23 protein-coding genes are annotated in these 22,086 nt (G+C 63.1%); 13 read left to right on the top strand and 10 right to left on the bottom strand.

All coding sequences use genetic code 11. The annotated features are described in order from the left end of the window. Window positions 1-4: 4 nt before the first annotated feature. Both IM737_RS17375 and IM737_RS17370 read right to left on the bottom strand, forming a co-directional pair. On the bottom strand, window positions 5-928 hold the full coding sequence (locus IM737_RS17375) for an electron transfer flavoprotein subunit alpha/FixB family protein (protein ID WP_236896141.1): 924 nt from the start codon (window positions 926-928) through the stop codon (window positions 5-7). After that, the gene (locus tag IM737_RS17370; protein WP_236896140.1) at window positions 928-1,686 is read right to left on the bottom strand and encodes an electron transfer flavoprotein subunit beta/FixA family protein; all 759 of its coding nucleotides are present in this window, start codon (window positions 1,684-1,686) and stop codon (window positions 928-930) included. Before IM737_RS17370 ends, IM737_RS17375 begins: the two co-directional genes overlap by 1 nt. A gap of 367 nt (window positions 1,687-2,053) precedes the next feature. Between IM737_RS17370 and IM737_RS17365 the strand changes: the two genes are divergently transcribed. From IM737_RS17365 to IM737_RS17355, 3 genes are all read left to right on the top strand, one after another. Beyond that, window positions 2,054-3,223, top strand: coding sequence for a M20 aminoacylase family protein (locus IM737_RS17365; protein ID WP_236896139.1), 1,170 nt, complete (start codon window positions 2,054-2,056; stop codon window positions 3,221-3,223). An 85-nt stretch (window positions 3,224-3,308) separates the two neighbouring features. Continuing rightward, window positions 3,309-4,382 (top strand): AbrB family transcriptional regulator, encoded by a 1,074-nt coding sequence (locus IM737_RS17360; protein WP_236896137.1) that lies wholly within the window; start codon window positions 3,309-3,311, stop codon window positions 4,380-4,382. Between the two features lie 19 nt (window positions 4,383-4,401). Continuing rightward, window positions 4,402-4,701, top strand: a complete 300-nt coding sequence (locus IM737_RS17355) for a hypothetical protein (RefSeq protein WP_236896136.1) — start codon at window positions 4,402-4,404, stop codon at window positions 4,699-4,701. A gap of 36 nt (window positions 4,702-4,737) precedes the next feature. On the opposite strand, the gene IM737_RS17350 is transcribed toward IM737_RS17355, so the two are convergent. Further along, complete coding sequence (locus IM737_RS17350) at window positions 4,738-6,393, bottom strand: alpha-glucosidase (protein ID WP_236896134.1); 1,656 nt, start codon at window positions 6,391-6,393, stop codon at window positions 4,738-4,740. A gap of 141 nt (window positions 6,394-6,534) precedes the next feature. Here IM737_RS17350 and IM737_RS17345 point away from each other — a divergent pair, with 141 nt between their 5' ends. Then, window positions 6,535-6,873 carry a cupin domain-containing protein gene (locus IM737_RS17345; protein WP_236896132.1) on the top strand — a complete coding sequence of 113 codons (339 nt, stop codon included), beginning with the start codon at window positions 6,535-6,537 and terminating at the stop codon, window positions 6,871-6,873. On the opposite strand, the gene IM737_RS17340 is transcribed toward IM737_RS17345, so the two are convergent. Beyond that, window positions 6,874-7,185 carry a putative quinol monooxygenase gene (locus tag IM737_RS17340; RefSeq protein WP_236896130.1) on the bottom strand — a complete coding sequence of 104 codons (312 nt, stop codon included), beginning with the start codon at window positions 7,183-7,185 and terminating at the stop codon, window positions 6,874-6,876. It lies immediately after the preceding gene. After that, window positions 7,185-8,114: a 2-hydroxyacid dehydrogenase gene (locus IM737_RS17335; protein ID WP_236896128.1), complete on the bottom strand. Its 930-nt coding sequence runs from the start codon at window positions 8,112-8,114 to the stop codon at window positions 7,185-7,187. Before IM737_RS17335 ends, IM737_RS17340 begins: the two co-directional genes overlap by 1 nt. 152 nt (window positions 8,115-8,266) lie before the next feature. Here IM737_RS17335 and IM737_RS17330 point away from each other — a divergent pair, with 152 nt between their 5' ends. Next, window positions 8,267-9,688, top strand: coding sequence for a circularly permuted type 2 ATP-grasp protein (locus IM737_RS17330; protein ID WP_236896126.1), 1,422 nt, complete (start codon window positions 8,267-8,269; stop codon window positions 9,686-9,688). Further along, window positions 9,685-10,653, top strand: coding sequence for an alpha-E domain-containing protein (locus tag IM737_RS17325; RefSeq protein WP_236896124.1), 969 nt, complete (start codon window positions 9,685-9,687; stop codon window positions 10,651-10,653). Before IM737_RS17330 ends, IM737_RS17325 begins: the two co-directional genes overlap by 4 nt. A gap of 22 nt (window positions 10,654-10,675) precedes the next feature. Here IM737_RS17325 and blaOXA read toward each other — a convergent pair whose 3' ends face one another. Beyond that, a complete protein-coding gene (gene blaOXA, locus IM737_RS17320; protein ID WP_236896122.1) occupies window positions 10,676-11,485 on the bottom strand; it encodes a class D beta-lactamase in 810 nt (269 codons plus the stop codon). Window positions 11,486-11,540: 55 nt separating this feature from the next. Between blaOXA and IM737_RS17315 the strand changes: the two genes are divergently transcribed. The 3 genes from IM737_RS17315 to IM737_RS17305 all read left to right on the top strand — a co-directional run bounded on the left by IM737_RS17315 (window position 11,541) and on the right by IM737_RS17305 (window position 14,091). Then, complete coding sequence (locus IM737_RS17315; protein WP_236896120.1) at window positions 11,541-11,879, top strand: ArsR/SmtB family transcription factor; 339 nt, start codon at window positions 11,541-11,543, stop codon at window positions 11,877-11,879. After that, window positions 11,876-12,346, top strand: coding sequence for an SRPBCC family protein (locus tag IM737_RS17310; RefSeq protein ID WP_236896118.1), 471 nt, complete (start codon window positions 11,876-11,878; stop codon window positions 12,344-12,346). The genes IM737_RS17315 and IM737_RS17310 overlap by 4 nt, the downstream gene beginning before the upstream one ends. A 116-nt stretch (window positions 12,347-12,462) precedes the next feature. Then, a complete protein-coding gene (locus IM737_RS17305) occupies window positions 12,463-14,091 on the top strand; it encodes a tetratricopeptide repeat protein (RefSeq protein WP_236896116.1) in 1,629 nt (542 codons plus the stop codon). Here the strand turns inward: IM737_RS17305 and IM737_RS17300 are convergent. Further along, window positions 14,088-15,023 (bottom strand): AEC family transporter, encoded by a 936-nt coding sequence (locus tag IM737_RS17300; RefSeq protein ID WP_236896114.1) that lies wholly within the window; start codon window positions 15,021-15,023, stop codon window positions 14,088-14,090. The genes IM737_RS17305 and IM737_RS17300 overlap by 4 nt on opposite strands. 174 nt (window positions 15,024-15,197) lie before the next feature. On the opposite strand from IM737_RS17300, the gene glpD reads away from it, so the two are divergent. Both glpD and glpK read left to right on the top strand, forming a co-directional pair. After that, a complete protein-coding gene (gene glpD, locus IM737_RS17295) occupies window positions 15,198-16,697 on the top strand; it encodes a glycerol-3-phosphate dehydrogenase (protein WP_236896112.1) in 1,500 nt (499 codons plus the stop codon). A 30-nt stretch (window positions 16,698-16,727) separates the two neighbouring features. Then, window positions 16,728-18,215: a glycerol kinase GlpK gene (glpK, locus tag IM737_RS17290; protein WP_236896108.1), complete on the top strand. Its 1,488-nt coding sequence runs from the start codon at window positions 16,728-16,730 to the stop codon at window positions 18,213-18,215. Between the two features lie 145 nt (window positions 18,216-18,360). Here glpK and IM737_RS17285 read toward each other — a convergent pair whose 3' ends face one another. Next, the gene (locus IM737_RS17285; RefSeq protein WP_236896106.1) at window positions 18,361-18,861 is read right to left on the bottom strand and encodes a CAP domain-containing protein; all 501 of its coding nucleotides are present in this window, start codon (window positions 18,859-18,861) and stop codon (window positions 18,361-18,363) included. A gap of 13 nt (window positions 18,862-18,874) precedes the next feature. Next, complete coding sequence (locus IM737_RS17280; RefSeq protein ID WP_236896104.1) at window positions 18,875-19,720, bottom strand: aminoglycoside phosphotransferase family protein; 846 nt, start codon at window positions 19,718-19,720, stop codon at window positions 18,875-18,877. A 220-nt stretch (window positions 19,721-19,940) separates the two neighbouring features. Between IM737_RS17280 and IM737_RS17275 the strand changes: the two genes are divergently transcribed. Continuing rightward, window positions 19,941-20,117 (top strand): hypothetical protein, encoded by a 177-nt coding sequence (locus IM737_RS17275; RefSeq protein ID WP_236896101.1) that lies wholly within the window; start codon window positions 19,941-19,943, stop codon window positions 20,115-20,117. A 176-nt stretch (window positions 20,118-20,293) separates the two neighbouring features. Here IM737_RS17275 and uxaC read toward each other — a convergent pair whose 3' ends face one another. After that, on the bottom strand, window positions 20,294-21,700 hold the full coding sequence (gene uxaC / locus IM737_RS17270; protein ID WP_236896099.1) for a glucuronate isomerase: 1,407 nt from the start codon (window positions 21,698-21,700) through the stop codon (window positions 20,294-20,296). A gap of 215 nt (window positions 21,701-21,915) precedes the next feature. On the opposite strand from uxaC, the gene IM737_RS17265 reads away from it, so the two are divergent. Continuing rightward, window positions 21,916-22,080: a hypothetical protein gene (locus IM737_RS17265; RefSeq protein ID WP_236896097.1), complete on the top strand. Its 165-nt coding sequence runs from the start codon at window positions 21,916-21,918 to the stop codon at window positions 22,078-22,080. Window positions 22,081-22,086: the final 6 nt, after the last annotated feature.

Genomic DNA, 22,086 nt, shown 5'->3' with positions numbered 1-22,086 from the left:
AAGGTCAGTGTTTGAGGCCGGCTTTGTCGAGTTCGGCAATCAATTGCGGAATGATTTCAAAGAGATCGCCGATCAACGCCACATCGGCCAGCTTGACGATCGGCGCATCTGGGTCGCTATTTATGGCGACGATCTTCTTGGCGCCCTGGATGCCGGCGAGGTGCTGGAGGGCGCCGGATATGCCAATGGCGATGTAGAGATCGGGGGCGATGATCTTGCCGGTCTGACCGACCTGCCAGTCGTTGGGGGCATAGCCCGCATCGACGGCGGCGCGGGTGGCGCCGATCGCAGCGCCGAGACTATTGGCAAGGGATTCAATGAGTTGGAAGTTCGAACCGACGGCGATACCGCCGCCGACAACGATCTGTGCGGTGGCGAGGTCGGGGGTGTCGCTCTCAGTGCGGTGCTCGGCGATCAGTCGAACGGCGGAAGTGACTGCCGAATCAACGACTTCGATCGGCGCGTCGTTGCCGCCGGCCGCGGCGCGGAAGGCGGAGGCTCTGATAGTCAGCACGTGCCTGATCTGGTTGTCGGTGACGGTCTGGAACGCGTTGCCGGCATAGATCGGGCGGACGAAACGGTTTGCTCCGAGGATTTCGACCACATCGGTGACCGGCATCAGATCGAGCCGGGCGGCGACGCGGGGCATTCGATCCTTCCCCACACTTCCGGCCGATTGGATAACGTACTGGTACCCGGAAGCCAGCCTTTCGATCACGGACGTGTCTGCATCGGACGCGGAAACGCCCTCGGCCACCAGGACTTTTGCAACACCGGAAAGCTTTGCTGCGGCGGAAGCGACCGTGTCGGTATCTTGCCCGATGACGAGCAGGTCGATGGGACCCAGTTGGCTCGCCGCGCTGACAACGCGGGCCGTGGCCGGCGAGAGCGCGCCGCGGTCGTGGTCGGCAATCAGCAGGACGCTCATCACAGCGCCTCCATCTGGGAGACATCTTCCGCGATGAAGGCGGCCAGTTCGGCGACCGAGCCCACCGTTATTCCTGCCATACGTTCCGGCGGCGGGGATACTTTTTCGATGGTAAGACGTGGCGTCAGGTCCACGCCGAATTCGGCGACGGGGCGCACGGCCAGCGGCTTGGAACGAGCCTTCATCACCATGGGCAGGGCGGCATTGCGCGGGGTGTTGAGGCGCAGGTCGGCGGTGACGATTGATGGAAGCGGGATGGCGATCGTCTCGCGGCCGCTATCGACCTCTCTGACAACCTCGAGCCCCTGCCCCACGACCCTGATCTCGGAGGCGAAGGTGGCCTGTGGGCGGTCGGTCAGCGCCGCGAGCATCTGGCCGACGTGATTGCTGTCGTCGTCGACAGCCTGCTTGCCCAGCAGGACGATATCCGGGTTCTCCTCGGCGACGACCTTGGCCAGCAGCTTGGCGATGGCGAGCGTTTCGAGTTCGGCATCGGTCTCAACAAGGATGCCGCGATGGGCGCCCATGGCGAGGGCGGTGAGGATGACATCTGTGGCCGCCTTGGGACCGATGGACACCACCACGATCTCGTCGCCATGACCGGCTTCGCCCAGCTGCACGGCCGCCTCGACAGCGTGCTTGCAGAACGGGTTCATCGACATGCGCACGCCCGACGTCTCCACCCCTGTCCCGTCAGGGCGGACCCGGATGCGGACGTTGTGATCGACGACGCGCTTGATGGCGACCAGGATTTTCATGGGCTCTCCGGCAACTTGCCGGTGTCATGGCAAAATCGGGTGGTACGGGCAAGCCGCGCCGGGGGAATATTGGGCTAGGGCTGGGGCCAATGTTGGAAAAGGGTGCTGAGGGTTCGTTGCCACGCCCTCGTGGTTCGAGGCGCTGAAGAAGCGCACCTCACCATGAGGGCTGCTGGTACACCGAGTTCACAGTGGCCCTCATGGTGAGGCGGGAGCTCTTGCGACCCTCGAACCACGAACCACGAACCACGAACCACGAACCACGAACCACGAGGGCGTGGCACCATCTCGACAAAACCATGCTAGTGTTGACCTTACCGATTGGGACAGCGACACTGACCCAGAATTGACCGTTTCGGACTTTCCTATGCCTGTCATCAACCGTATCGCCGAGTTCTCCGAGGAAATCGCCGCTTGGCGGCGAGACTTTCATGCGCATCCGGAAATTCTCTATGAAGTCGAGCGGACGGCGGGAATAGTGGCGGAGAAGCTGCGCGAATTCGGTGTCGACGAGGTGGTGACCGGGATCGGCCGGACGGGTGTGGTCGGCATCATCAACGGGCGCAGCAATACCAGTGGCCGGACGATCGGGTTGCGCGCCGACATGGATGCGCTCCCCGTGACCGAGAAGACGGGCAAGGACTATGCCTCGACCGTGCCGGGCAAGATGCATGCCTGCGGGCATGACGGGCACACGGCCATGCTGCTGGGTGCGGCTAAGTACCTGGCCGAGACGCGCAATTTCGACGGACGGATCGCGCTGGTTTTCCAGCCGGCCGAGGAGGGTGGCGCCGGTGGCAAGGCCATGCTCGACGACGGGCTGGTCGACAAGTTCGGTATCGCCGAATTCTACGGTATGCACAATTGGCCGGGCATGCCGACGGGCCATTTCGGCATTCGCGCCGGTGGCATCATGGCGGCGACGGACCGGTTCTATATCGACATTACGGGCCAGGGCGGCCATGCGGCGCGGCCCCAGACGACCATCGACCCCATCATCGTGGCCGCCAACATGATTGTCGGCCTGCAATCGATCGTGTCGCGCAATGTGGACCCACTGGCCAATGCGGTTCTGTCGGTGACGATGGTGGAGGCGGGTGAGGCCGACAATGTGATTTCGCGGACGGCCAAGATTACCGGCACGGTGCGGACGCTGGATGGCGATATCCAGGACCTGATCGAGCAGCGGTTGGGCGATTTTGTGCCGCAGTTTGCGCGCAGTTTCGGCGCTGAAGCCACGATGCGCTATGCGCGCGGGTATCCGGTGACGGTCAACTGGCCGGAGCAGACCGACTTCGCGGCTGCGGTGGCCAACGAGATTGCCGGCGCCGAGCGGGTGGATGCCGACGTGGCCCCATCAATGGGCGGCGAGGACTTTTCGTTCATGCTGGAAGAGCGGCCGGGGGCCTATATTTTCCTCGGCAATGGCGACAGTTCCGAGCTGCATACCGATACCTATGATTTCAATGACGAAGTGATCCCGGTGGGCACGAGCTATTGGGTCCGGCTGGCTGAACGGGCGTTGCCGGTGGGGTGATTGTGCCACGACCTCGTGGTTCGACCTCAGCATTCCGAGTAGACCTCATGAGCCTGTCAAAGGACGAGGTCGTGGCAAGATACGTATGACAGCCTCCATTCCATCCCTCTTTTCCAAACTCCTCCCGACCCTCATCACGATCGCCCTGTCGGCCGCCGGCGGTGGCATTGCCACGCTCCTGGGCATCCCTGCGAGCTGGATGGTGGGTGGGGTCATTGCGGTGACCGCAGGCGCCATGCTCGGTCTGCCGATCGGCATGCCGGATCGGTTGCGCGATGTGGCGTTCTTGCTGATTGGCATGTCGATGGGTGCCAGCGTGGCGCCTGACAGCCTGAGCCTGATTGCCAGCTGGCCGGTCAGTATTGCGGCGCTGGCGCTGGAGCTGGTGATCATCATCGCGGCGACGGGGTGGATGCTGGCACGGGTGTTCAAGCTCGATGCGGGGACGGCTTATCTCAGTTCGTTTCCCGGGCACCTGTCCTTCGTCATGGGGATTGCCTCGTCAGGTGTCGGCGATGCGCGGCAGATTGTGATCATCCAGGTGATCCGCATCCTCATGCTGACCATTGCCGTGCCCATCGGCACAATCTTCCTGCCGATCGATCATTTCCCGGCGCCAGTGGCGACCGATTTCCTCAGCATCTGGCAGCTTCTGGCCCTCGCGGCCGTCTGCACCGTGGTCGGACTGGTGTTCCTGCGGCTCAAGATTCCGGCCGGCTTCGTGCTGGGCGCAATGGCGGCTGCGACAGCGGCCAAGCTGGGCGGGCTCTACACCGAGGCCATTCCGGCGCCGCTGGTGTTGATCACGTTCATCCTGACCGGCGCGCTGATCGGATCGCGCTTTGCCGGCATTGGGCGGCGCGAGTTCATTACCGCTGCCAAGGGCGGTGTGATTGCGACTGCCATGACAGTGGGCATCGTCACCATCATCGCCTGGGGCGTCAGCCTGATCGTCGACATGCCCTACGGCCAGATCTGGCTGGGGCTGGCGCCGGGCGCACTGGAAGGCATGGGCGCGCTGGGGATAGCGCTCGGCTATGACACCGCGTTCATCGCCGCCCATCATGTGATCCGGCTGCTGATGCTGAGCTTTGCCATTCCCGCCGTAGTGGTGCTGATCCGGCGGCGCGAAGCTGCCGCAATCGCAGCACAGAAGTAGGTTGAACGGAGTTCTCGCCATGCTTGTCCGCACCGGCTTTGCCGCACTTGCCCTGACCCTGGTGGCCACGCTGCCCGCCCATGCCCTATTCTGCAATGCCACCGACAACGGCATGGTGGTGGAGTTCGGGCTGCGCATCGGCGAGCCTTATACCGAGCAGGAGCGCAACCAGTTCGATCTGATGGCCCTGCAACGGCTGGGCGTGGACGCCACGCGGGTGGAGCGCTGGAACGGCTGCATCCGGGCGTTTGTGCTCAAGCCGGAAGGCGGCGAGGAGATGCAGTTCTTCGACCCCGATTCGTATGAGCGGGTGCAGTAGGGAGTTACCTCGCCCCTCCGAGCGAGGTAGAGCACCTCATGGCACTTGCGCCTTGTACGCCACCTTTGCCTTGCTGGTCGCATCCAGCGCAATAAAGGCGTAGCCATTGGGGCCTAGTTGCAGCGTCTTGCCTGCGAGTGTCGCGCCGGACGAGACGGTCTCGACATCAGCGTCCTTCGTCAGGCCACCAACGCTCACCTCGCGCGGTTCCGCGGACAGGTTGAAGACGCAGAGCATGGCGGTTTCGCCGCTGACGCGGCGGAAGGCGAGGATCGGCTCTGATGTTTTGAAGAAGCTGATATCGCCTTCGAGCAGCTCCGGGTGATCTTTGCGCCAGGCCAGGATGGTCCGGTAGAAGGCGAGAGTGGAGTTCGCGTCGGCGTTCTGGCTGGCGACGTTGAGTGCAGACTGCGCATATTTGACCGGCAGCCAGGGTATACCCGTGGTGAAGCCATTGGGCGCATCGCCCTCGTCCCAGGGGATGGGCGTACGGCAGCCATCGCGGCCCTTGTCTTCGGGCCAGAACCGGATGCCGCGTGGATCGGTCAGTTCCTCAAACAGCAGGTCGGTTTCAGGCAGGCCGAGTTCTTCGCCCTGATAGAGACAGACCGAGCCCTTGAGGCTCAGGACGAGCGCTGCGGATTGGCGGGCGAGATCGGCAGGCTTGGCGCTGTGCTTGGCCCAACGCGTCATGTGGCGGGGCACGTCGTGGTTGGAGAAGCTCCAGCATGGCCAGCCATCGGGACCAGCCTTGAAGAACTGCTCAATGCATTTGCGGAAGTGGGCGGCGGTGAATTGCGGCCCGAGAAAATCGAAGCCGTAGCACATGTGCAGCGTATCGCCGCCCGAGGTGTATTCGGCCATCAGGTCGACCGACTTGTGGCTGTCGCCGACTTCGCCGACCGAGGTAGCGCCGGGGAATTCGTTGAGCAGGGTGCGGACGCGGCGCAGGAAATCGACATTCTCCGGCTGCGACTTGGAGAATTTGTGCTCCTGCATGTCGTAGGGATTCACCGCATAGGCCAGATGCTCGCTCTTGACCTTGTTGGGCGGGTTGTTGCGCAACTTCTTGTCGTGGAAATAGTAGTTCACGGTATCGAGGCGGAAGCCATCGATGCCACGTTCGAGCCAGAAGCGCATAACGTCGAGCACGGCCTGCTGGACATCGGGATTGTGGAAGTTGAGGTCGGGCTGGCTGGCCAGGAAATTGTGCATGTAATACTGGCCGCGCGTCGGGTTCCATTCCCAGGCGCGACCGCCGAATACGGCGGGCCAGTTGTTGGGCGGGGAACCGTCGGGCAGCGGATTGGCCCAGATATACCAGTCGGCCTTGGCATTGGTGCGGTTGAGGCGCGATTCCTCGAACCAGGGATGCAGGTCCGAGGTGTGGCTCACCACCTGGTCCATGATAACCTTGAGGCCGCGTGCATGGGCCTGCTCGATCAGGCTATCGAAATCGTGCAGCGAACCGAAGATTCGATCGACCTCGCGATAGTCACTGACATCGTAGCCCATATCGGCCTGCGGCGACTGGGTGATGGGCGAGAGCCAGATGCAGTCGACGCCGAGGCTGGCGATATGATCGAGCCGGCGGATGATGCCGGGCAGATCGCCGATGCCGTCGCCATTGCTGTCCTGAAACGAGCGCGGATAGACCTGATAGATCACTCCGCCGCGCCACCACTCGGTCATGCCAGTCTCCTTGTTCACGTGGTGAGGCTAGCGGGTCGCGACGCGGAAGGGAATCGCTGCCTTGCGCAATAAAGCAATGCATCCTTGTCGAAATCGCTGAACGACGCTCGTCGCCTGGGCATAGAGCAAGAGGAGATCATCATGGTGCATGTATTGCGGGCGGCGGACCGGCCAGCGAGAAAGAGCCGGACGGTACGGTTCGAGGGCGCGGCCTATGGCACGGATATTTCGTTCTTTGCCGTGGACAACGAGCCGGGCCAGGGACCCGGGCTGCATATCCATCCCTATCCCGAAACGTGGTTCGTGCATGCCGGGCGAGCGCGGATCGTGGCAGGTGACGAGACGTTCGAGGTGGGGCCAGGCGATATCGCGGTGGTTCCATCAGGAGTACCGCACAAGTTCACCAATCTGGGTCCTGACCGGCTGGTGATCTTCTGCGTGCATGCCGCCGGCACGATCGTGCAGGGCGACCTGGAATAGCTACTTTGCCGCCAGCAGGATCGGGTCGACCTCGATCAGGTGTAGCGCCGTGACCATGTCGGCGGTGTCGGCCTTGTAGCTGAGGAAATGCGGCGTCTGGATATGCTCTTCGTAGGCGGCGCGGGAGGCGTAGACCTCGAAGACGCGGATATGCGTCGGCGCATCCTTGAGCGAGACGGAGTGGAGCATCAGCACGCCGGGCTCCAGCTCAAGCGACGCCCTGCCGACCTCCGCGAGCAAAGCCTTGTAGGCGTCGAGCCGTGCGGGATCGACCTCGATCTCGGCAATGCGGACCATGCGCTCGTCAGACATCACACCACCGCGCTGATCAGCGGTTCGCCGGCAAAATGGGCGTCGAGGTTGGCGACGACCAGCGCGCCCATGGCGTCGCGGGTCTGGCGCGTGGCGCTGCCCTGGTGGGGCGACAGCACGACATTGTCGAGGGCGAAGAAGGCCTCCGGCACCGCCGGTTCCTTCTCGAAGACGTCGAGCGCTGCGCCGCCGAGGCCGCCATTCTGCAGCAGTTCGAGCATGGCGGGTTCGTCGATCAGCGTGCCGCGGGCGACGTTGACGATCATGCCTTTGGGGCCGAGTGCGGTGAGGACGTCGCGCGAAACGATGCGCTCTGTGCCCTTGCCGCCGGGGGCGATGAGGACGAGCCAGTCGCTGTCGCGCGCCATGTCGGTGAGGTTGTCGTAGAAGATATGCGGCTCGGAGGGCTGGCGTTTGCGGCCGTGATAGACGACGCGCATCTTCATGGCCTGGGCGCGGGTTGCGATCTCCTTGCCGATGCGGCCGAGGCCTAGAATGCCGACGGTCTTGCCGGTCAGTTCGGTGAACAGGCCCATATTTCCACCGGGCCACTTGCCCTGGCGGACGAACTGGTCGGCCTGGGGAATGCGACGGGCCAGGGCGATCATCAGGCCGATGGTCAGTTCCGCCACGGCGTCGTTGAGGACGTTGGGCGTATTGGTGACACGCACATTGGCCGCCTTGGCGGCCTTGGTGTCGATGGTGTCGTAGCCGACGCCGAAATTGGCGACGATTTCGAGCTTGGGCAGCTTGCCGATGAGATCGGCGCTGACATTGCCGCCGGCAATGCCACGAATGCGGGGAGCCAGTTCGGCAATCAGCGCCTCCTTGTCGGCAGCCTCATGCAGCCTATGCACGGTGTAGCGCTCGGCCAGGGCTTGCTCGCAGGTATCGAGCAGCTTGTGGGTCTGGAGGATGTCGACGGGCATGGCGGACTCGCTGGCTTGTATGGCAGGCACCATAAAGACGGGGGGCGAGGAGACAAGCCCTCACAAACCCGAAGCGACCCGCTGGACGGCACGAAATAAAAGTGTAGCAATGTGAAGGCGATGGGACGAGCCGTATTACCACTCGGAGCATAATGGCCGACACGAAGCCGTTCGACGAAATGTACAATGCGGATGGCAGCGTCCGCGAACCCTATCGGGCGCTGGCGGCTTGGCTGGACGAGCAGAAGGGCAAGGCCCTGACGCTGATGCAGGCCGATGCCGAGGCGATTTTCCGTAAGCTGGGCATCACCTTTGCCGTCTATGGGTCGGAGGAAGGCACCGAGAAGGTCATTCCCTTCGACGTGATCCCCCGCATCATCGCGGCGCAGGAATGGAAAGAGCTGTCGCGGGGCATCGAGCAGCGCGTCAAGGCGCTGAACGCGTTCCTGCATGACATCTATCACGATCAGAACATTCTCAAAGCGGGGATCGTCCCGGAAAAACTGATCCTCAACAATGCGGCGTTCTGCCCGCAGATGATGGGGGTCAATCCGGCGCGCAATGTCTATGCGCACATTATCGGCGTCGACATTGTCCGCACCGGGCCAGACGCTTTCTTTGTGCTGGAAGACAATCTGCGCACGCCGTCCGGCGTCAGCTACATGCTGGAAGACCGCGAGGCGATGATGATGCTGGCGCCGGACCTGTTCCAGCGCATCAAGGTGGCACCGGTCGATACCTATGCCGAAAACCTGCGTGCGACGCTGGAAAGCGTGGCGCCGGAAGGTACCAGCGGCACGCCCAATATCGTGGTGCTGACGCCGGGCATCTATAACTCGGCTTATTTCGAGCACTCGTTCCTCGCCGACCAGATGGGCGCGACGCTGTGCGAGGGCCCCGACCTGTTCGTCGAGGATGGCAAGGTGTTCATGCGCACCACGATGGGCCCGGAGCGGGTCGACGTGATCTACCGCCGCATCGACGACGCCTATCTCGATCCCGAGACGTTCCGCCCCGAATCCATGCTGGGCGTGCCGGGGCTGTTCAAGGCTTATGCGCAAGGCAATGTGACACTGGTCAACGCACCGGGCACGGGCATTGCCGACGACAAGGCGGTCTATACCTACGTGCCCGAAATCGTCGAATTCTACCTCGGCGAGAAGACGCTGCTGCAGAACGTGCCGACCTATAACTGCACCGATAAGGACCAGCGCGAATGGGTGCTGGAGAACCTGGCGGACCTGGTGGTCAAGGAAGTTCACGGCTCGGGCGGCTATGGCATGATGGTGGGGCCGACCTCGACCAAGGCCATGCACAAGGAATTCAAGCAGAAGATCCTGGCCCGGCCCGACAATTACATCGTGCAGCCGACGCTGGCGCTCAGTACCTGCCCCACTTACGTCAATTCGGGCATCGCGCCGCGGCACGTCGATCTGCGGCCCTATGTGCTGATCGGCGACGAAGTGCGCATCACGCCCGGCGGGCTGACGCGCGTGGCGCTCAAGAAGGGGTCGCTGGTGGTGAACTCGTCGCAGGGTGGCGGGACCAAGGATACGTGGGTGCTGGAAGAATGACCATGCTCGGACGCACCGCCCAGCACCTGTTCTGGCTCTCGCGCTATGTGGAGCGGGCCGAGAATATGGCTCGCCTGCTCGAAGTTGGCTATCGCATGAGCCTCACCAGCCGCCGAGAGGGCGGCGAGAGCGAGCACCTGATCTCGATGATGCAGGCGGCCGAAATCGATGAAGAGTGGGCCAAGAAGGACCGGGTGGCCGACGTCGCTTCGGTGACCGACTTCATGCTGTTCGACCCCAGCAATCCCAGCTCGGTGCAAACCTGCCTGATGATGGCGCGCAACAATGCGCGCACCGTGCGCACCGCCATTACCAGCGACATGTGGGAGACGCTCAACGGCGCCTGGCTCACCTTCAGCCAGCTCAAGTCACGCGACGTGCGCGGGGCCAAGCTGCTCGAAGTGCTCGAATGGATCAAGCGGATCAGCCACGAGTTTCGCGGGGCGTTCCTTGGCACGCTGCTGCGCGATGACGGCTTCGCGTTCCTGCAAGCGGGCGGGCTGATCGAACGGGCCGACAATACGGCCCGTATTCTCGACATGAAATATTACGTGCTGCTGCCGCAGGCCAAGATGGTCGGTGGCGATCTCGATACCCAGCAATGGACGCTGATCCTGCGCGCCGCCTCGGCCCATCGCAGCTACCGGCACGTCTATCACGACCGCTACAAGGCCGAGAACATTGCCGATTTCCTGATCCTGCGTCAGGAGATGCCGCGCTCACTGTTCTACTGTGCCCGCTTCGTGCAGACGCAGGTGCAGAACCTGGCCACGTTCTATGGCTGCAGCAAGAGCTGCGATGTGGCCGCGGCCGAACTGCGCGCCATGGTCGAAAATACGACGATGGAGACCATCTTCGCCCATGGCCTGCACGAATTCCTGACCGAGTTCATCGAGCGCAACAACACGCTGACCACCGCGTTGTCGGAGAGCTACAACTTCTATCAGGACGCAGCGGTAGCCTGATCTGGGCCGCGCCGGCGCGCAATCAGCGCGCTGGCACTTCGGCCATCAGCTCTGGCCACTCTGCCAGAAGCTCGTCGCGAGCCCTCAATCCGCCGCTCACCGATTGGCGGCTTTCATCCTGATTGAGGCGAACGAAAACCAGAGTGCGGGCGCCCTTCGTTGCCATGCCGACGTACCAGCCCCAGCCACGGGCGCGATTGAAGCTGCCGTCCGCATTTCGTGGAAAAGCCGAGCCGGTCTTGCCGACCATGTGCCAGCCATTGTCGCTCTGACGCTGCTGCATGATGGCGAGCGTGGTTTGCATGGCATGCGTTGAAACCGGCAACTGGCCCGTGGCCAGGCGGGTCATGAAGGTCAGTTGCTGACGCGGCGTGAGCTTGAGCGACGAGCTGATCCAACTGCGTTCCAGGCCATTGTCGGCGCCCGGATCACCCGAGAAGTCGGCATTGCCATAGTCGAAGGCCCGGGCATATCGCGTGAGGGTGTCCGCGCCGAGGGCGCGGGTAGTGACCTGCGAATACCAGACGACCGAATAGTCCATCCAGCGCAGCGGATCGGTGGTCTGGCGCCAGTCGTCACCGCCCCAATCGGCGTAGCCTTCGACGAAAGGCTCGGCCGGGTTGCGAGCGTCGATCAGCAGTCCGGCATCGAAGGCCATGACCGCCAGCGGCACCTTGAAGGTCGAGGCCGGCGTGGTCGGCGTGTCGCAATCCGCACCGCGCTCCAGCAGCACCTCACCGGTCGCGGCGTCGGCGACGAGCGTACACAGTTCGGCAGCTTGGGTTGGGACGGCGGCAAGGCAGAAGCTCAGGGCAAGCAGCAGGCGACGCATAGCAATCCATATAGTTAGCTATTGCGCTAAGTATTGAGTCCTGATACTTAGCCTCATGGCACAGTATCAGACACAGCTCGATGGCCTATTTCAGGCATTGGCCGATCCGACGCGCCGCGCGGTGATCGGACGGCTCGGGCAAGGCCCCGCCAGCGTTGGCGAATTGGCGCAGCCATTCGAGATGGCGCTGCCCTCGTTCATGAAGCACATCCACATGCTGGAAGAGAGTGGGTTGATCCATACGCAGAAGGTGGGGCGGGTGCGCAATTGCGAGCTGGACCGGCCAAGACTGGCGGCGGTGGATGGGTGGCTGAGCGAACAACGGGCGATCTGGAACGGCCGAACGGACCGGCTGGAACAGTTCGTCACCAAGGACAAGGACAACAAGAAATGACGCTCGACCCCGAACGCGATCTCGAAATCACCCGCATCATCAAGGCACCGCGGTCGGCGGTGTGGGACGCTTGGACCAAGCCCGAGCAGTTCGCCAAGTGGTGGGTGCCCGAGCCGGAGACCTGCCGGATCGTCGCCATGGATCTGCGGCCGGGCGGCGCGATGCAAACCGAGATCGCGGCAGGGCCGGGCGAGACCTTCGGGCCGCATATGAGCGCCTGCTACCTGGACGTGGTCGACGGGCGGCGCATCGTTTTCACCAATGCGCTGGTCGGCGGATGGCGGCCGGCGGAGCAGCCCTTCATCACCGCGATCATCACTTTGGACGACCACGATCTGGGTACGGCCTATCGGGCGGTTGTAATGCACAAGAGCCCCGAAGACCGGCAGACACATCACGATCTCGGCTTTTATGATGGCTGGGGCACTGTCGCGGCGCAGTTGGCGAAACTGGTTGAACAATCCTAGCGCCAGACGACCCAATATTCCCGCATGGCCTATTGATTTCGTCGCAGCGCCGGACGATCTATAGTGCTGTTTCGAGGGGACTTCTTCATGGCGAACACTATGACGGGGCGTCATTAATGGCGCGCGCGCCTAAGGCCGTGCCTGCAACGAAAGCTGCAGCCGAACAGACCAGGCCCCGCTGGTGGACGCGCCTCAGCCTTCCCGGCGTCGAAACCTATTCCAATTCGCTCCGCACGGTGGTGATCAACCTGGCGCTGCTGGTCGTGTTGGCCATGGCGCTGCCGCTCGTGGCGGCGCAGTTTGCGCGCGACCAGATCCTCATCCAGTCGATCAGCATCCCGGGTGGCCTGCAGGCGACGGGGCTGACACCGGATGTGGCGGCCAACCGCCTGTGGGATGGCATCCAGCAGATCGATGTCGAGGCCAATTCGGAGAAATCCAGCGTCAACGTGCTGCCCGAAGGCAAGAAGGTGACGTTTGCCATTCCCGATGCCGGCATTTCGGTGGATTCGCTGGTGTTTTATGCGCGACAGTTCTTCAATCTGCATGAGACGGTGGTTAGCGGTGAATTCCGCTGCAGCGATGCGGCCTGCACGCCGGCCGGGGTGTCGCTGCGGCTGCGCATCTATGGTGCCGAGCTCAAGGTGATCGAACTGCCGCCGATGCGCAGCGACACCGAGGCGCAATATTGGCGCAAGGCGGCCGCCGAAGTCATGGCCGTGCTCGATCCCTTCACGGCACTGGCGGCGGAGGCATCGGCGCATCCGACCAATGCGGCCACCATTGCGCGCCGGCTGATCCTGACCAACCATCCCGACGCCGAATGGGCGCATAATATCCTGGGCAATATCCGGCGGAATGCGGGTGATGGGGAGGGAGCAGCGGCGGAATACAAGGCAGCCGTTGCCATCGACGACCGCTTCATCATCGGTTGGGCCAACCTGGCGCGCGTTACCAGCGAATTGGCGACCCTTAAGGGCGATCCGACGCTGCATGACGAGGCGCTGACCTATGCCGATCGGGTGACGGAACTTGATAGCGAGGGCCCCAAAGAACCTGAATTACGCGGCGACCTGGCTTGGGAGCGCGGTGAAATGGACGCAGCGCGCGACTTCTATCTCGAGGCGTTCCGCCGCGACCCCCTCAATGAAAGCTACCAGAACAAAGTGGCGATCATGCTCTATGGCGCCAACCGGTTCGACGAATCCGCCGACATGGCGCGGGCAGCCCTGGAGGTCAATCCTGGCAACGAGACCTCGCTCGTCGTCCTCGCCAAATACTACCGGGACCGAAACGACACCGAAAACCTGAACCGTATCTATCGCGATGCGGCTGAGTTCCAGCCGGAGAATGCTGCGGCGCAGGCCGAACATGCCGGTGTCCTGATGGAACAGCACGACTTTGCCGGGGCGCTGGCCCGCATCGACCAGGCGCTGCTGATCGATGCGAAAAACCTGGCGTATCAGCTGGAACGCGCTGCCGCCCTGTCGAGGCTGGAACGCTACCAGGACGCGCTGGCGCAACTGGACCTGGCGGAAGCGCTATCACCCAACAATCCGGAGATCGTGTACCGACGCGGCAACAATCTGACCGGCCTGGCGCGCTACGCAGAAGCGACGGTCGTCTACCAGCAATACTTGGCCATGGCGCCGCAAGGCGAGCACGCCTTCATGGCCGAAGCCTTTATTCGGGTGGTCGAAGAAGAAGCGGCGGCGGCCGCGAAAGCGGAAGCCGCTCCGGACTAGTGTCCCAGGATCAGCAGCCACACCGAGATCGTCGCCGCGGAGGCGACGGTCGCTATGAGGATGGTATTGGTCGCAACGCTGACGCCGCGGTTGTAGTAGGTCGCGAAGACATAGACGTTGACGCCCGCCGGCATGGCCGAGAGCAGGATGCCGTAGCGGGCAATGTCCATGGGCACGCGCAACACCCAGATCATCAGCACATAGCAAAGCGCCGGGTGAACGATGAGCTTGATCACCGACGCGACAAGCGCCTGCTTCCAGTTGTCGGATAACTTGAATTCGTTGAGCGCGCCACCGATGCCGAACAAGGCCGCCGGAACCACGGCGGATGCCATCATGGTGAGGAAGGCTTCGGCAGGCTCGATCAGTTGCAGGCCGGCGAAATAGCCGATCATGCCGGCGGCAATGCCCCAGATCAGTGGGTTGGAGCCGACGCGCTTGACGGCAGTCAGCAGGGTCTTGCCGAGCGGCGCGCCATCGCGGCGCATCAGTTCCATGGTGACCATGCCCAAGGTCAGCAGGATGGCGCCATGCAGGCCGATAATGGAGAGCGTGGTGGCCAGCGACTCCTGGCCATAGGCGCGGGTCATGATCGGCAGGCCCACCAGCACCGTATTGGTGAAGGTGCCCGAAAAACCAACCGAGACCGCTTCGCCGGGCCGATTGCCGAAGACCTTCATGGCAATGACGATACCCAGCACGAAGCAGATGATCGCGCCCACATAGAACGGGCCGATGATTGCAAGGTTGAAGGCGGCGCGGAAATCGCTGGTTACCAGCGAGTGGAACAGCAGGCAGGGCGTCGCGAAATTGTTGACGAAGGCGATCAGGCTCTTGATGCCATCGGCCGGGAACAGGCGGAAGCGCACGGCGCCATAGCCGAGCCCCATCAGCGCGAAAATCGGCAGGATGACGTTGATGATGGCGAGCATGGCCGGAGGTTCCGGGAGCAGGAGGGTTCCCCTGCCCTAGCCCCCTGCTGCGGTTCGGTCAATGTCCATCTTGTATGGTAGTTTGGATGGTGCTTCTGCCCAACTAAACGAAACAAGTTCCTTCACAAACGAAATACAAACGCGTACAAACGAAACTCAGTGGAGGATGGTGAAATGACGGGCGAGACCAGCGTCGATATCTTCGTGATCGGCGGCGGCATCAATGGCGCGAGCGTGGCACGCGATGCGGTCGGGCGCGGCTTTTCAGTGGCGCTGGCGGAGATGAACGACCTGGCCTCGGGTACCTCGTCGGCTGCGACCAAGCTGGTGCATGGCGGGTTGCGCTATCTCGAGCATTACGAATTCCGCCTGGTGCAGGAAGCCTTGTCGGAGCGCGAGGTCCTTTGGGCTGCGGCGCCGCATATTATCAAATCGCTGCGCTTCGTGCTGCCGCATCACAAGGGTCTGCGCCCGGCCGTGGTGCTGCGGGCGGGTCTTGCCATGTACGACTATATGGGCGGCCGTCGCCTGCTGCCGCCGACCAAGACGCTGGACCTGACGCGGCACGAAACGGGCAAGCCGCTGAAGCCGGGCTATCGGCTGGGCTTTGAATATTCGGACTGCTGGGTGGACGACGCCCGGTTCGTCGTGCTGAACGCGCGTGACGCGGCCGACAAGGGCGCCACTATCCATGTGCGCACCAAGGTGACCAGCGTCCGCCGCGACGCCGGTGGCTGGCGGGTCGATCTCGACGGGGAGGCCGGCCGGCAGACGGTGCGGGCGAAGCTGATCGTCAATGCGGCAGGGCCGTGGGTCGACCACGTGATCACCGGCGCCATGGGCAAGAACGGCGCGCATAATGTGCGGCTGGTCAAAGGCAGCCACATCGTGGTGCGCAAGCTCTATGATCACGATCGCTGCTACATCTTCCAGAACGCCGACGGCCGTATCATCTTCGCCATCCCCTACGAGGACGACTTCACCCTGATCGGCACCACCGACCAGGACTATGAGGGCAACCCGAAGGATGTGAAGATTTCGGACGCCGAAACCGACTACCTGCTTTCGGCTGCAAGCGAATATTTCGCCAAGCCGGTCACGCGGGATCAGATCCACTGGACCTATTCGGGCGTGCGCCCGCTGTTCGACGATGGTGCCAGCGCGGCGCAGGAGGCGACGCGCGACTATGTGCTCAAAGTCGATGGCGACGCAGCCACAGGCGCGGCGATCAACGTGTTCGGCGGCAAGCTGACGACGTCGCGGCGGCTGGCGGAATCGGTGCTTGAGAAGGTCGAAGAGGTGCTCGGCAAGAAGGGCGCGGCCTGGACCAAGGTCAGCAAGCTGCCCGGCGGCGGCTTTGAACCGCTGGCCTTCGAGGCCGAGGTGCGGCGGCTGGTGATGGACTATGCCGGGCTGCCGGCAGCGATGCTGCGGCGCATGACGCGGCTCTATGGGACGAAGGCGCGGGCATTGCTGGGCGAGGCCAAGACCGTTGCCGACCTGGGCCAGCATTTCGGCTGGGACCTTTATGCCGCCGAGGTAGACTATCTGGTTGCCAACGAATGGGCGCGGACGGCACAAGATGTGCTGTGGCGGCGGACCAAGATTGGCCTGCGGGTCAGCAAGGACGAGGTCGCGGCGCTGGAAGGATATCTGGCGGGCAAGGGGCACTGAAGAGCCGAAGAGCTCTCGGGGAGGAAACCTATGAGCAAATACATCCTGGCCATCGATCAAGGCACCACATCCAGCCGGGCCATCGTGTTCGCCGCGGACCGGACGATTGCCGGTTCGGGGCAGAAGGAATTCACTCAGCATTTTCCGCAGGACGGCTGGGTTGAGCACGATCCGGAGGAAATCTGGGACTCCGTCGTCTGGGCGATCAAGAAGGCCCTCAATGAGGCCAAGGTCGATGCGAAGGAAATCGCGGCCATCGGCATCACCAACCAGCGCGAGACGACGCTGATCTGGGATCGGGCCACCGGCAAAGCGATCCACAAAGCCATTGTGTGGCAGGACCGGCGCACGGCGGCGTATTGCGCCAAGCTCAAGAAGGCTGGGCATGAGAAGACGGTCACCAAGAAAACCGGGCTGCTGCTTGACCCCTATTTCTCAGGCACCAAGGTCAAATGGCTGCTTGATAATGTGAAGGGCGCGCGCAAGCGGGCGGTGAAGGGCGAGCTGGCCTTTGGTACAGTGGACAGTTTCCTGATCTGGCGGCTGACCGGCGGCAAGGTGCATGCCACGGACGCCACCAATGCCGGGCGGACGCTGCTGTTCGACATCGGCAAGAACCAGTGGGACAAGGGCCTGCTGGAGCTGTTCGACATTCCGGCGGCGCTGTTGCCCGAGGTCAAGGACTGCGCCGACGATTTTGGGGTGACCGAGGAGAGCCATTTCTGCGCTTCTATTCCAATCCTGGGCGTGGCGGGCGACCAGCATGCGGCGACCATCGGGCAGGCATGCTTCCAGCCAGGCATGCTGAAATCGACCTATGGCACGGGTTGTTTCGCCCTGCTCAACACCGGCGCCGACATGGTGCGATCCAAGAACCGGCTGCTGACCACCATCGCCTATCGGCTCGACGGCAAGACGAGTTACGCGCTGGAAGGCTCGATCTTCATTGCCGGCGCGGCGGTGCAGTGGATTCGTGATGGGCTGAAGCTCGTCAAGCATGCCAGCGAAACCGGCCCCCTTGCCCGCACGGCGGACCCGAGCCAGCACGTCTATATGGTGCCGGCCTTTGTCGGCCTGGGCGCGCCATGGTGGGATGCCGAGGCGCGTGGCGCCATCTATGGGCTGACCCGCAATTCGGGGCCGGCGGAGATCGCCAAAGCGGCGCTGGAGGCGGTCTGCTACCAGACGCGCGACCTGCTCGAAGCCATGCGCAAGGACTGGAAGGGTGGCGGCGACACGGTGCTGCGGGTGGATGGCGGCATGGTGGCGTCGGACTGGACCATGCAGTTTCTGGCCGATGTGCTGGATGCGCCCGTGGACCGGCCGGTGATCCTTGAAACCACGGCGCTGGGTGCGGCCTGGTTGGCGGGATCGAAAGCCGGCGTGTGGCCGGGGATGCAGGAATTTTCTGAAAGCTGGGCGCGGGACCGGCGGTTCGAGCCGAAGATGGATGGGGCGGAGCGCAAGGCGAAGATCAAGGGCTGGGATCTGGCGGTAAGGCGGACGTTGCTGGTTTGAGGTTACGCAGCATCTCCCAACACACTCGATCGTCACCCTCGGGCTTGACCCGAGGGCACTGCACTTGTCGAACTCTCAGCAAGTATAGTGCCCTCGGGTCAAGCCCGAGGGTGACGGCCGGTGGGTGGGGTGACTACCTTCCCGACTACCCAATCCACGCCTGGAAACTGCCACCCGCAATCATCGCCCAGTACAGTTTTCCGCTTGGACTGCGTGCTACCGCCAGGCCGAACTCTACGAACTTGCCATTCAGCAACGTCGACCGGTGCCCCGACGAATTCATCCAGCCTTCGATGGCGTCCTGCAAATTCGTGTAGCCCTTGGCGACGTTCTCGCCCACGGCGCCGAGATAGCCGGCTGACGTGACGCGCTGGCGCAGGGTGACGCCGAGATCGTGGCTCAGCGTATCCTTTTGCGCCATCAAGCGGGCCTGAGCACGGGCAGCGTCTTCGAGCCGCTGGTTGTAGGACCAGGCCGGGGCGCCGTTGGCCTTGCGCACCGCATTGATGGCGGCGAGAATTTCGCCGTCGGTCAGCGTTTCCGGCGAACTGCCGCCCTTTGGCAGGACGGGAATGGTGGAGGCGCAGGCCGAGAGCATCGCGGCGGAGGCGAGGATCAGGAAGGAACGGCGGGTCGTCTTGAGCATGATCGATCCGAGACTAGGCCTGGTCGTAGGCGCTGAGAAGATGCGGCAGGCAGGCGAGTTGGTGGGTGATGGGATTGCCACCGGCGAGCTCCCAGCAGGCCGATAGTGCCGCATGCGCTGCGGCCCAACCCAGTATGCGCTTGCGCCCATAAGGCAAGCGTTCAGACAGAATGTCGGCGCGAGCGGCAATCCGGCGCGGATCGACCGCGAGGTGCGCCGCACCCTTGGGATTGATGAACACATTGGCCAGATCATAGGCAGGATCGCCGATGAGGCCCTTGGGGTCGATCGCCAACCAACCGCGGTCGGAGCTCAGGATATTGTCGTGGTGGATATCCCCATGCAGCGGAATCTGCGCGCTCGGGCGATCGAACAGCTTGAACGCGATGCCGCTGGCGCGAGCGTAGAGGTCGCGCGCCGTCTGCGGCCAAACGCGGACATCGGTATCGAACAGCGTCTGGAAGCGCTCGCGAAGCGGTAGAAGACCTTCGGGCACATCGGCGCGCGGCCGATGGAGGCTGGCAACGACGGTGGCGATAGCGATGGTGCCCTCGTCGTCCTTGCCTGCCCGCACGGGGTCACCCAGCGTACCCCCGTCGAGCCATTCCATGAAAATGGTGTCGCCATGCATGTCGAAGACAGTGGCGGCACCCTCCCCGCCATACCAGTTGAGCAGCATGGAGCCACGGCGTTCCTCGGTCTCATGGGCCTTCAGTATCTTCAGCGCCGCGAAGTTGCGACCGTTCTGCTCGACGCGAAAAATCCAGCTGGTCGGCGTTTCCGCAACCGGCGTGGACTTGGTCAGGGACCAGCGAATGAGGGCGCGGCTGAGCGCGGTTTCAACGGGCGACTGATTCATCATGGCGTTCATTAGAGCAGAAGGCGCGCTGCGTTTCGACAGCGCTAGCTGCCATTGCCCGAAATGTTGATGAAACGGTGGCGGTAACGGGTGGGTAAGCCTGCCGGTTGGGGGGATGGCAACCCTATGGCCAAGAAGACCTTGGGCGGAAAGGGTTGGTTACATTTGACGGCGCAGCATCATCGAACGGCAAGCAAGGACCTGACAGGGAGGCCTTTCGATGACGCATCAACCTTATGACGACCGGCGTGAACCGGCGCGACTCTCAGACATCATCGCCGCCGACGAGGCGCATCCGACACTGGGCAAGCAGGTGCTGAACGGGCTTAGTGGACTGCTGGTGCTGCTGGTGACCGGCGTGGTGATCGTGCTGATGGTGCTGTGGAAGTCGCCTTGAGATTTTGCGGCTGAGTGTTTCAGTCGACACCCTCCCCCTGGCGGGGAGGGATCAAGGGTGGGGGGTGGTTTGGCCCGGATATCGGGGCTCTCGAACCCCCACCCTAGTTCCGCTAAGGCCTCCGGCCTAGCTGCACTACCCTCCCCGCAAGGGGAGGGTGAACTCCACTCCAGGCCCTAACCCAGCTTGTACGCATCCTTCGCCGCCTGGTAGCTCAGGTGCTTGGCTACTTCCCGCGCGGTCGATTTGCTGATCCGGTTCTCCCCCACCCAGCGCCCCAAAAAGCCGCAGACTTCACGGCGCCAGACGTCGTGGCGGGCGGGGATGGAGAGCAGCGCGCGGGTGTCGTCGTTGAAACCGGCCAGATTGTAGAAGCCGCCGCTTTCGACCATCTGGTCGAGGTAGCGGCGAATGCCCTGCGGGCTATCGTGGAACCACCAGGGCGGACCGACCATCAGCGAGGGCCAGAAGCCGGCCATCGGCGCCAGTTCGCGAGCATAGTTAGTCTCGTCCAGCGTGAAGGCGATGATGCGGAAATTGGGCTCGTTGCCGAAGCGGGCCAGCAGCGGCTGCAGGCCATCGACATAGTTCACCCGGCTGGGAATATCGCCGCCGAGATCGGTGCCGCGCTCGGCCAGCAGCGACGGATCCATGTTGCGGCGCGCGCCAGCATGGACCTGCATCACCAGCCCGTCTTCGACCGACAGGCCCGCCATCTCGGTCATCATCTGAGCGCGGAACAGGTCGGCATCTTCGGCGCTGTACTGGCCGGTGAGCAGGCGATCGAGCAGTGTCTGCTTGTCGATCGGGGCGAGGTCGGCGGTCTGGGCGGTGGGTATGCCATGGTCGGTGGCGACGGCGCCGAAGCGGCGGAAATACTCGCGGCGCTTACGGTGGGCGTTGAGCAGGCCGTTCCAGGTGGTGATGTTTTCCCCGGTGATGTCGGCAAACTGCTTGATCCGGTCGATCCAGCCTACACGCTCCGGATTGGTCACATCGTCGGGGCGATAGGTGGTGCGGACCCGGCCGAGATAGCCGTCGGCCTCCATCGACTGGTGATGCTTGAGGTCATCGAGGGCGAATTCGGTGGTGGTGATGACCTCCACCTTGGCCTTGTCGAGGATAGCACGCGGCAACATGCCGGGCGTCGCGATAGCGGCGTCGATGGTGTCGTAGATGGCGTCAGCGGTTTCGGGCGACAGCTCGTCCTTGATGCCGAAGGCCCAGTCGAGCGAATGGTCGATCCAGGTCTTGGACGGGGTGCCGGCGAAGAGATGATAATTGGCGGCCAACAGGCGCCAGGCATCCCTGCCCTTGGCGACGGGCTTGCCATCCTTACGCGGCACGCCGAGATCGTCGTAGCTCAGGCCCCGGCTGCGCAGCATGCGGAGCACGTAGTGGTCGGGCGTGAGAAACAGCGCCGCCGGATCGGAAAAGCGGCCATTCTGCGCAAACCAGGCCGGATCGGTATGCCCATGCGGGCAGATCAGCGGCAGGTCGCGGACCTCGGGATAGAGCTCGCGCGCGATGGACTGGGCGGGCTCAGAAGCGGGGAACAGGCGGTCTGGATGCAGATGGGTCATGGAGCCGGTTTTGCCATGATCCGCGGGGGAGATCAATCATCTTCCATACAAGATGAGCAACTGTGGGATTTTATGTAAATTAACTGCATTTCGAGGATCGCATTCGTGGCGGACGGGTGCGGGATTACCCTTCGTCCTGCGGGTGAGAAACAGCGCAAGCGCGGCTGCCCAGGAATGTCCGATCCGAGAGATCGGCAGGCTGAGGGGACTGTTTTATGGCCAACCTTGATACACACGACCAGCGCGATATCAGCGACATCAAGCGCAGAGCGCGAACGGCGGGACATGTGCAGCGGGCACAGTCCATGGCGCTGGCTGCGACCATCGCGGCTTTCGGCATTGTCGCCATTGCCGCGGCAATGATGACCACTCTCCTTTAGACAGGG

Origin of the sequence: Devosia sp. SL43, assembly GCF_021729885.1 — a bacterium.
Lineage (GTDB): Bacteria > Pseudomonadota > Alphaproteobacteria > Rhizobiales > Devosiaceae > Devosia.
Note: the sequence above shows the minus strand (reverse complement) of the source record. Positions and strands in the feature narration are given on the sequence as shown.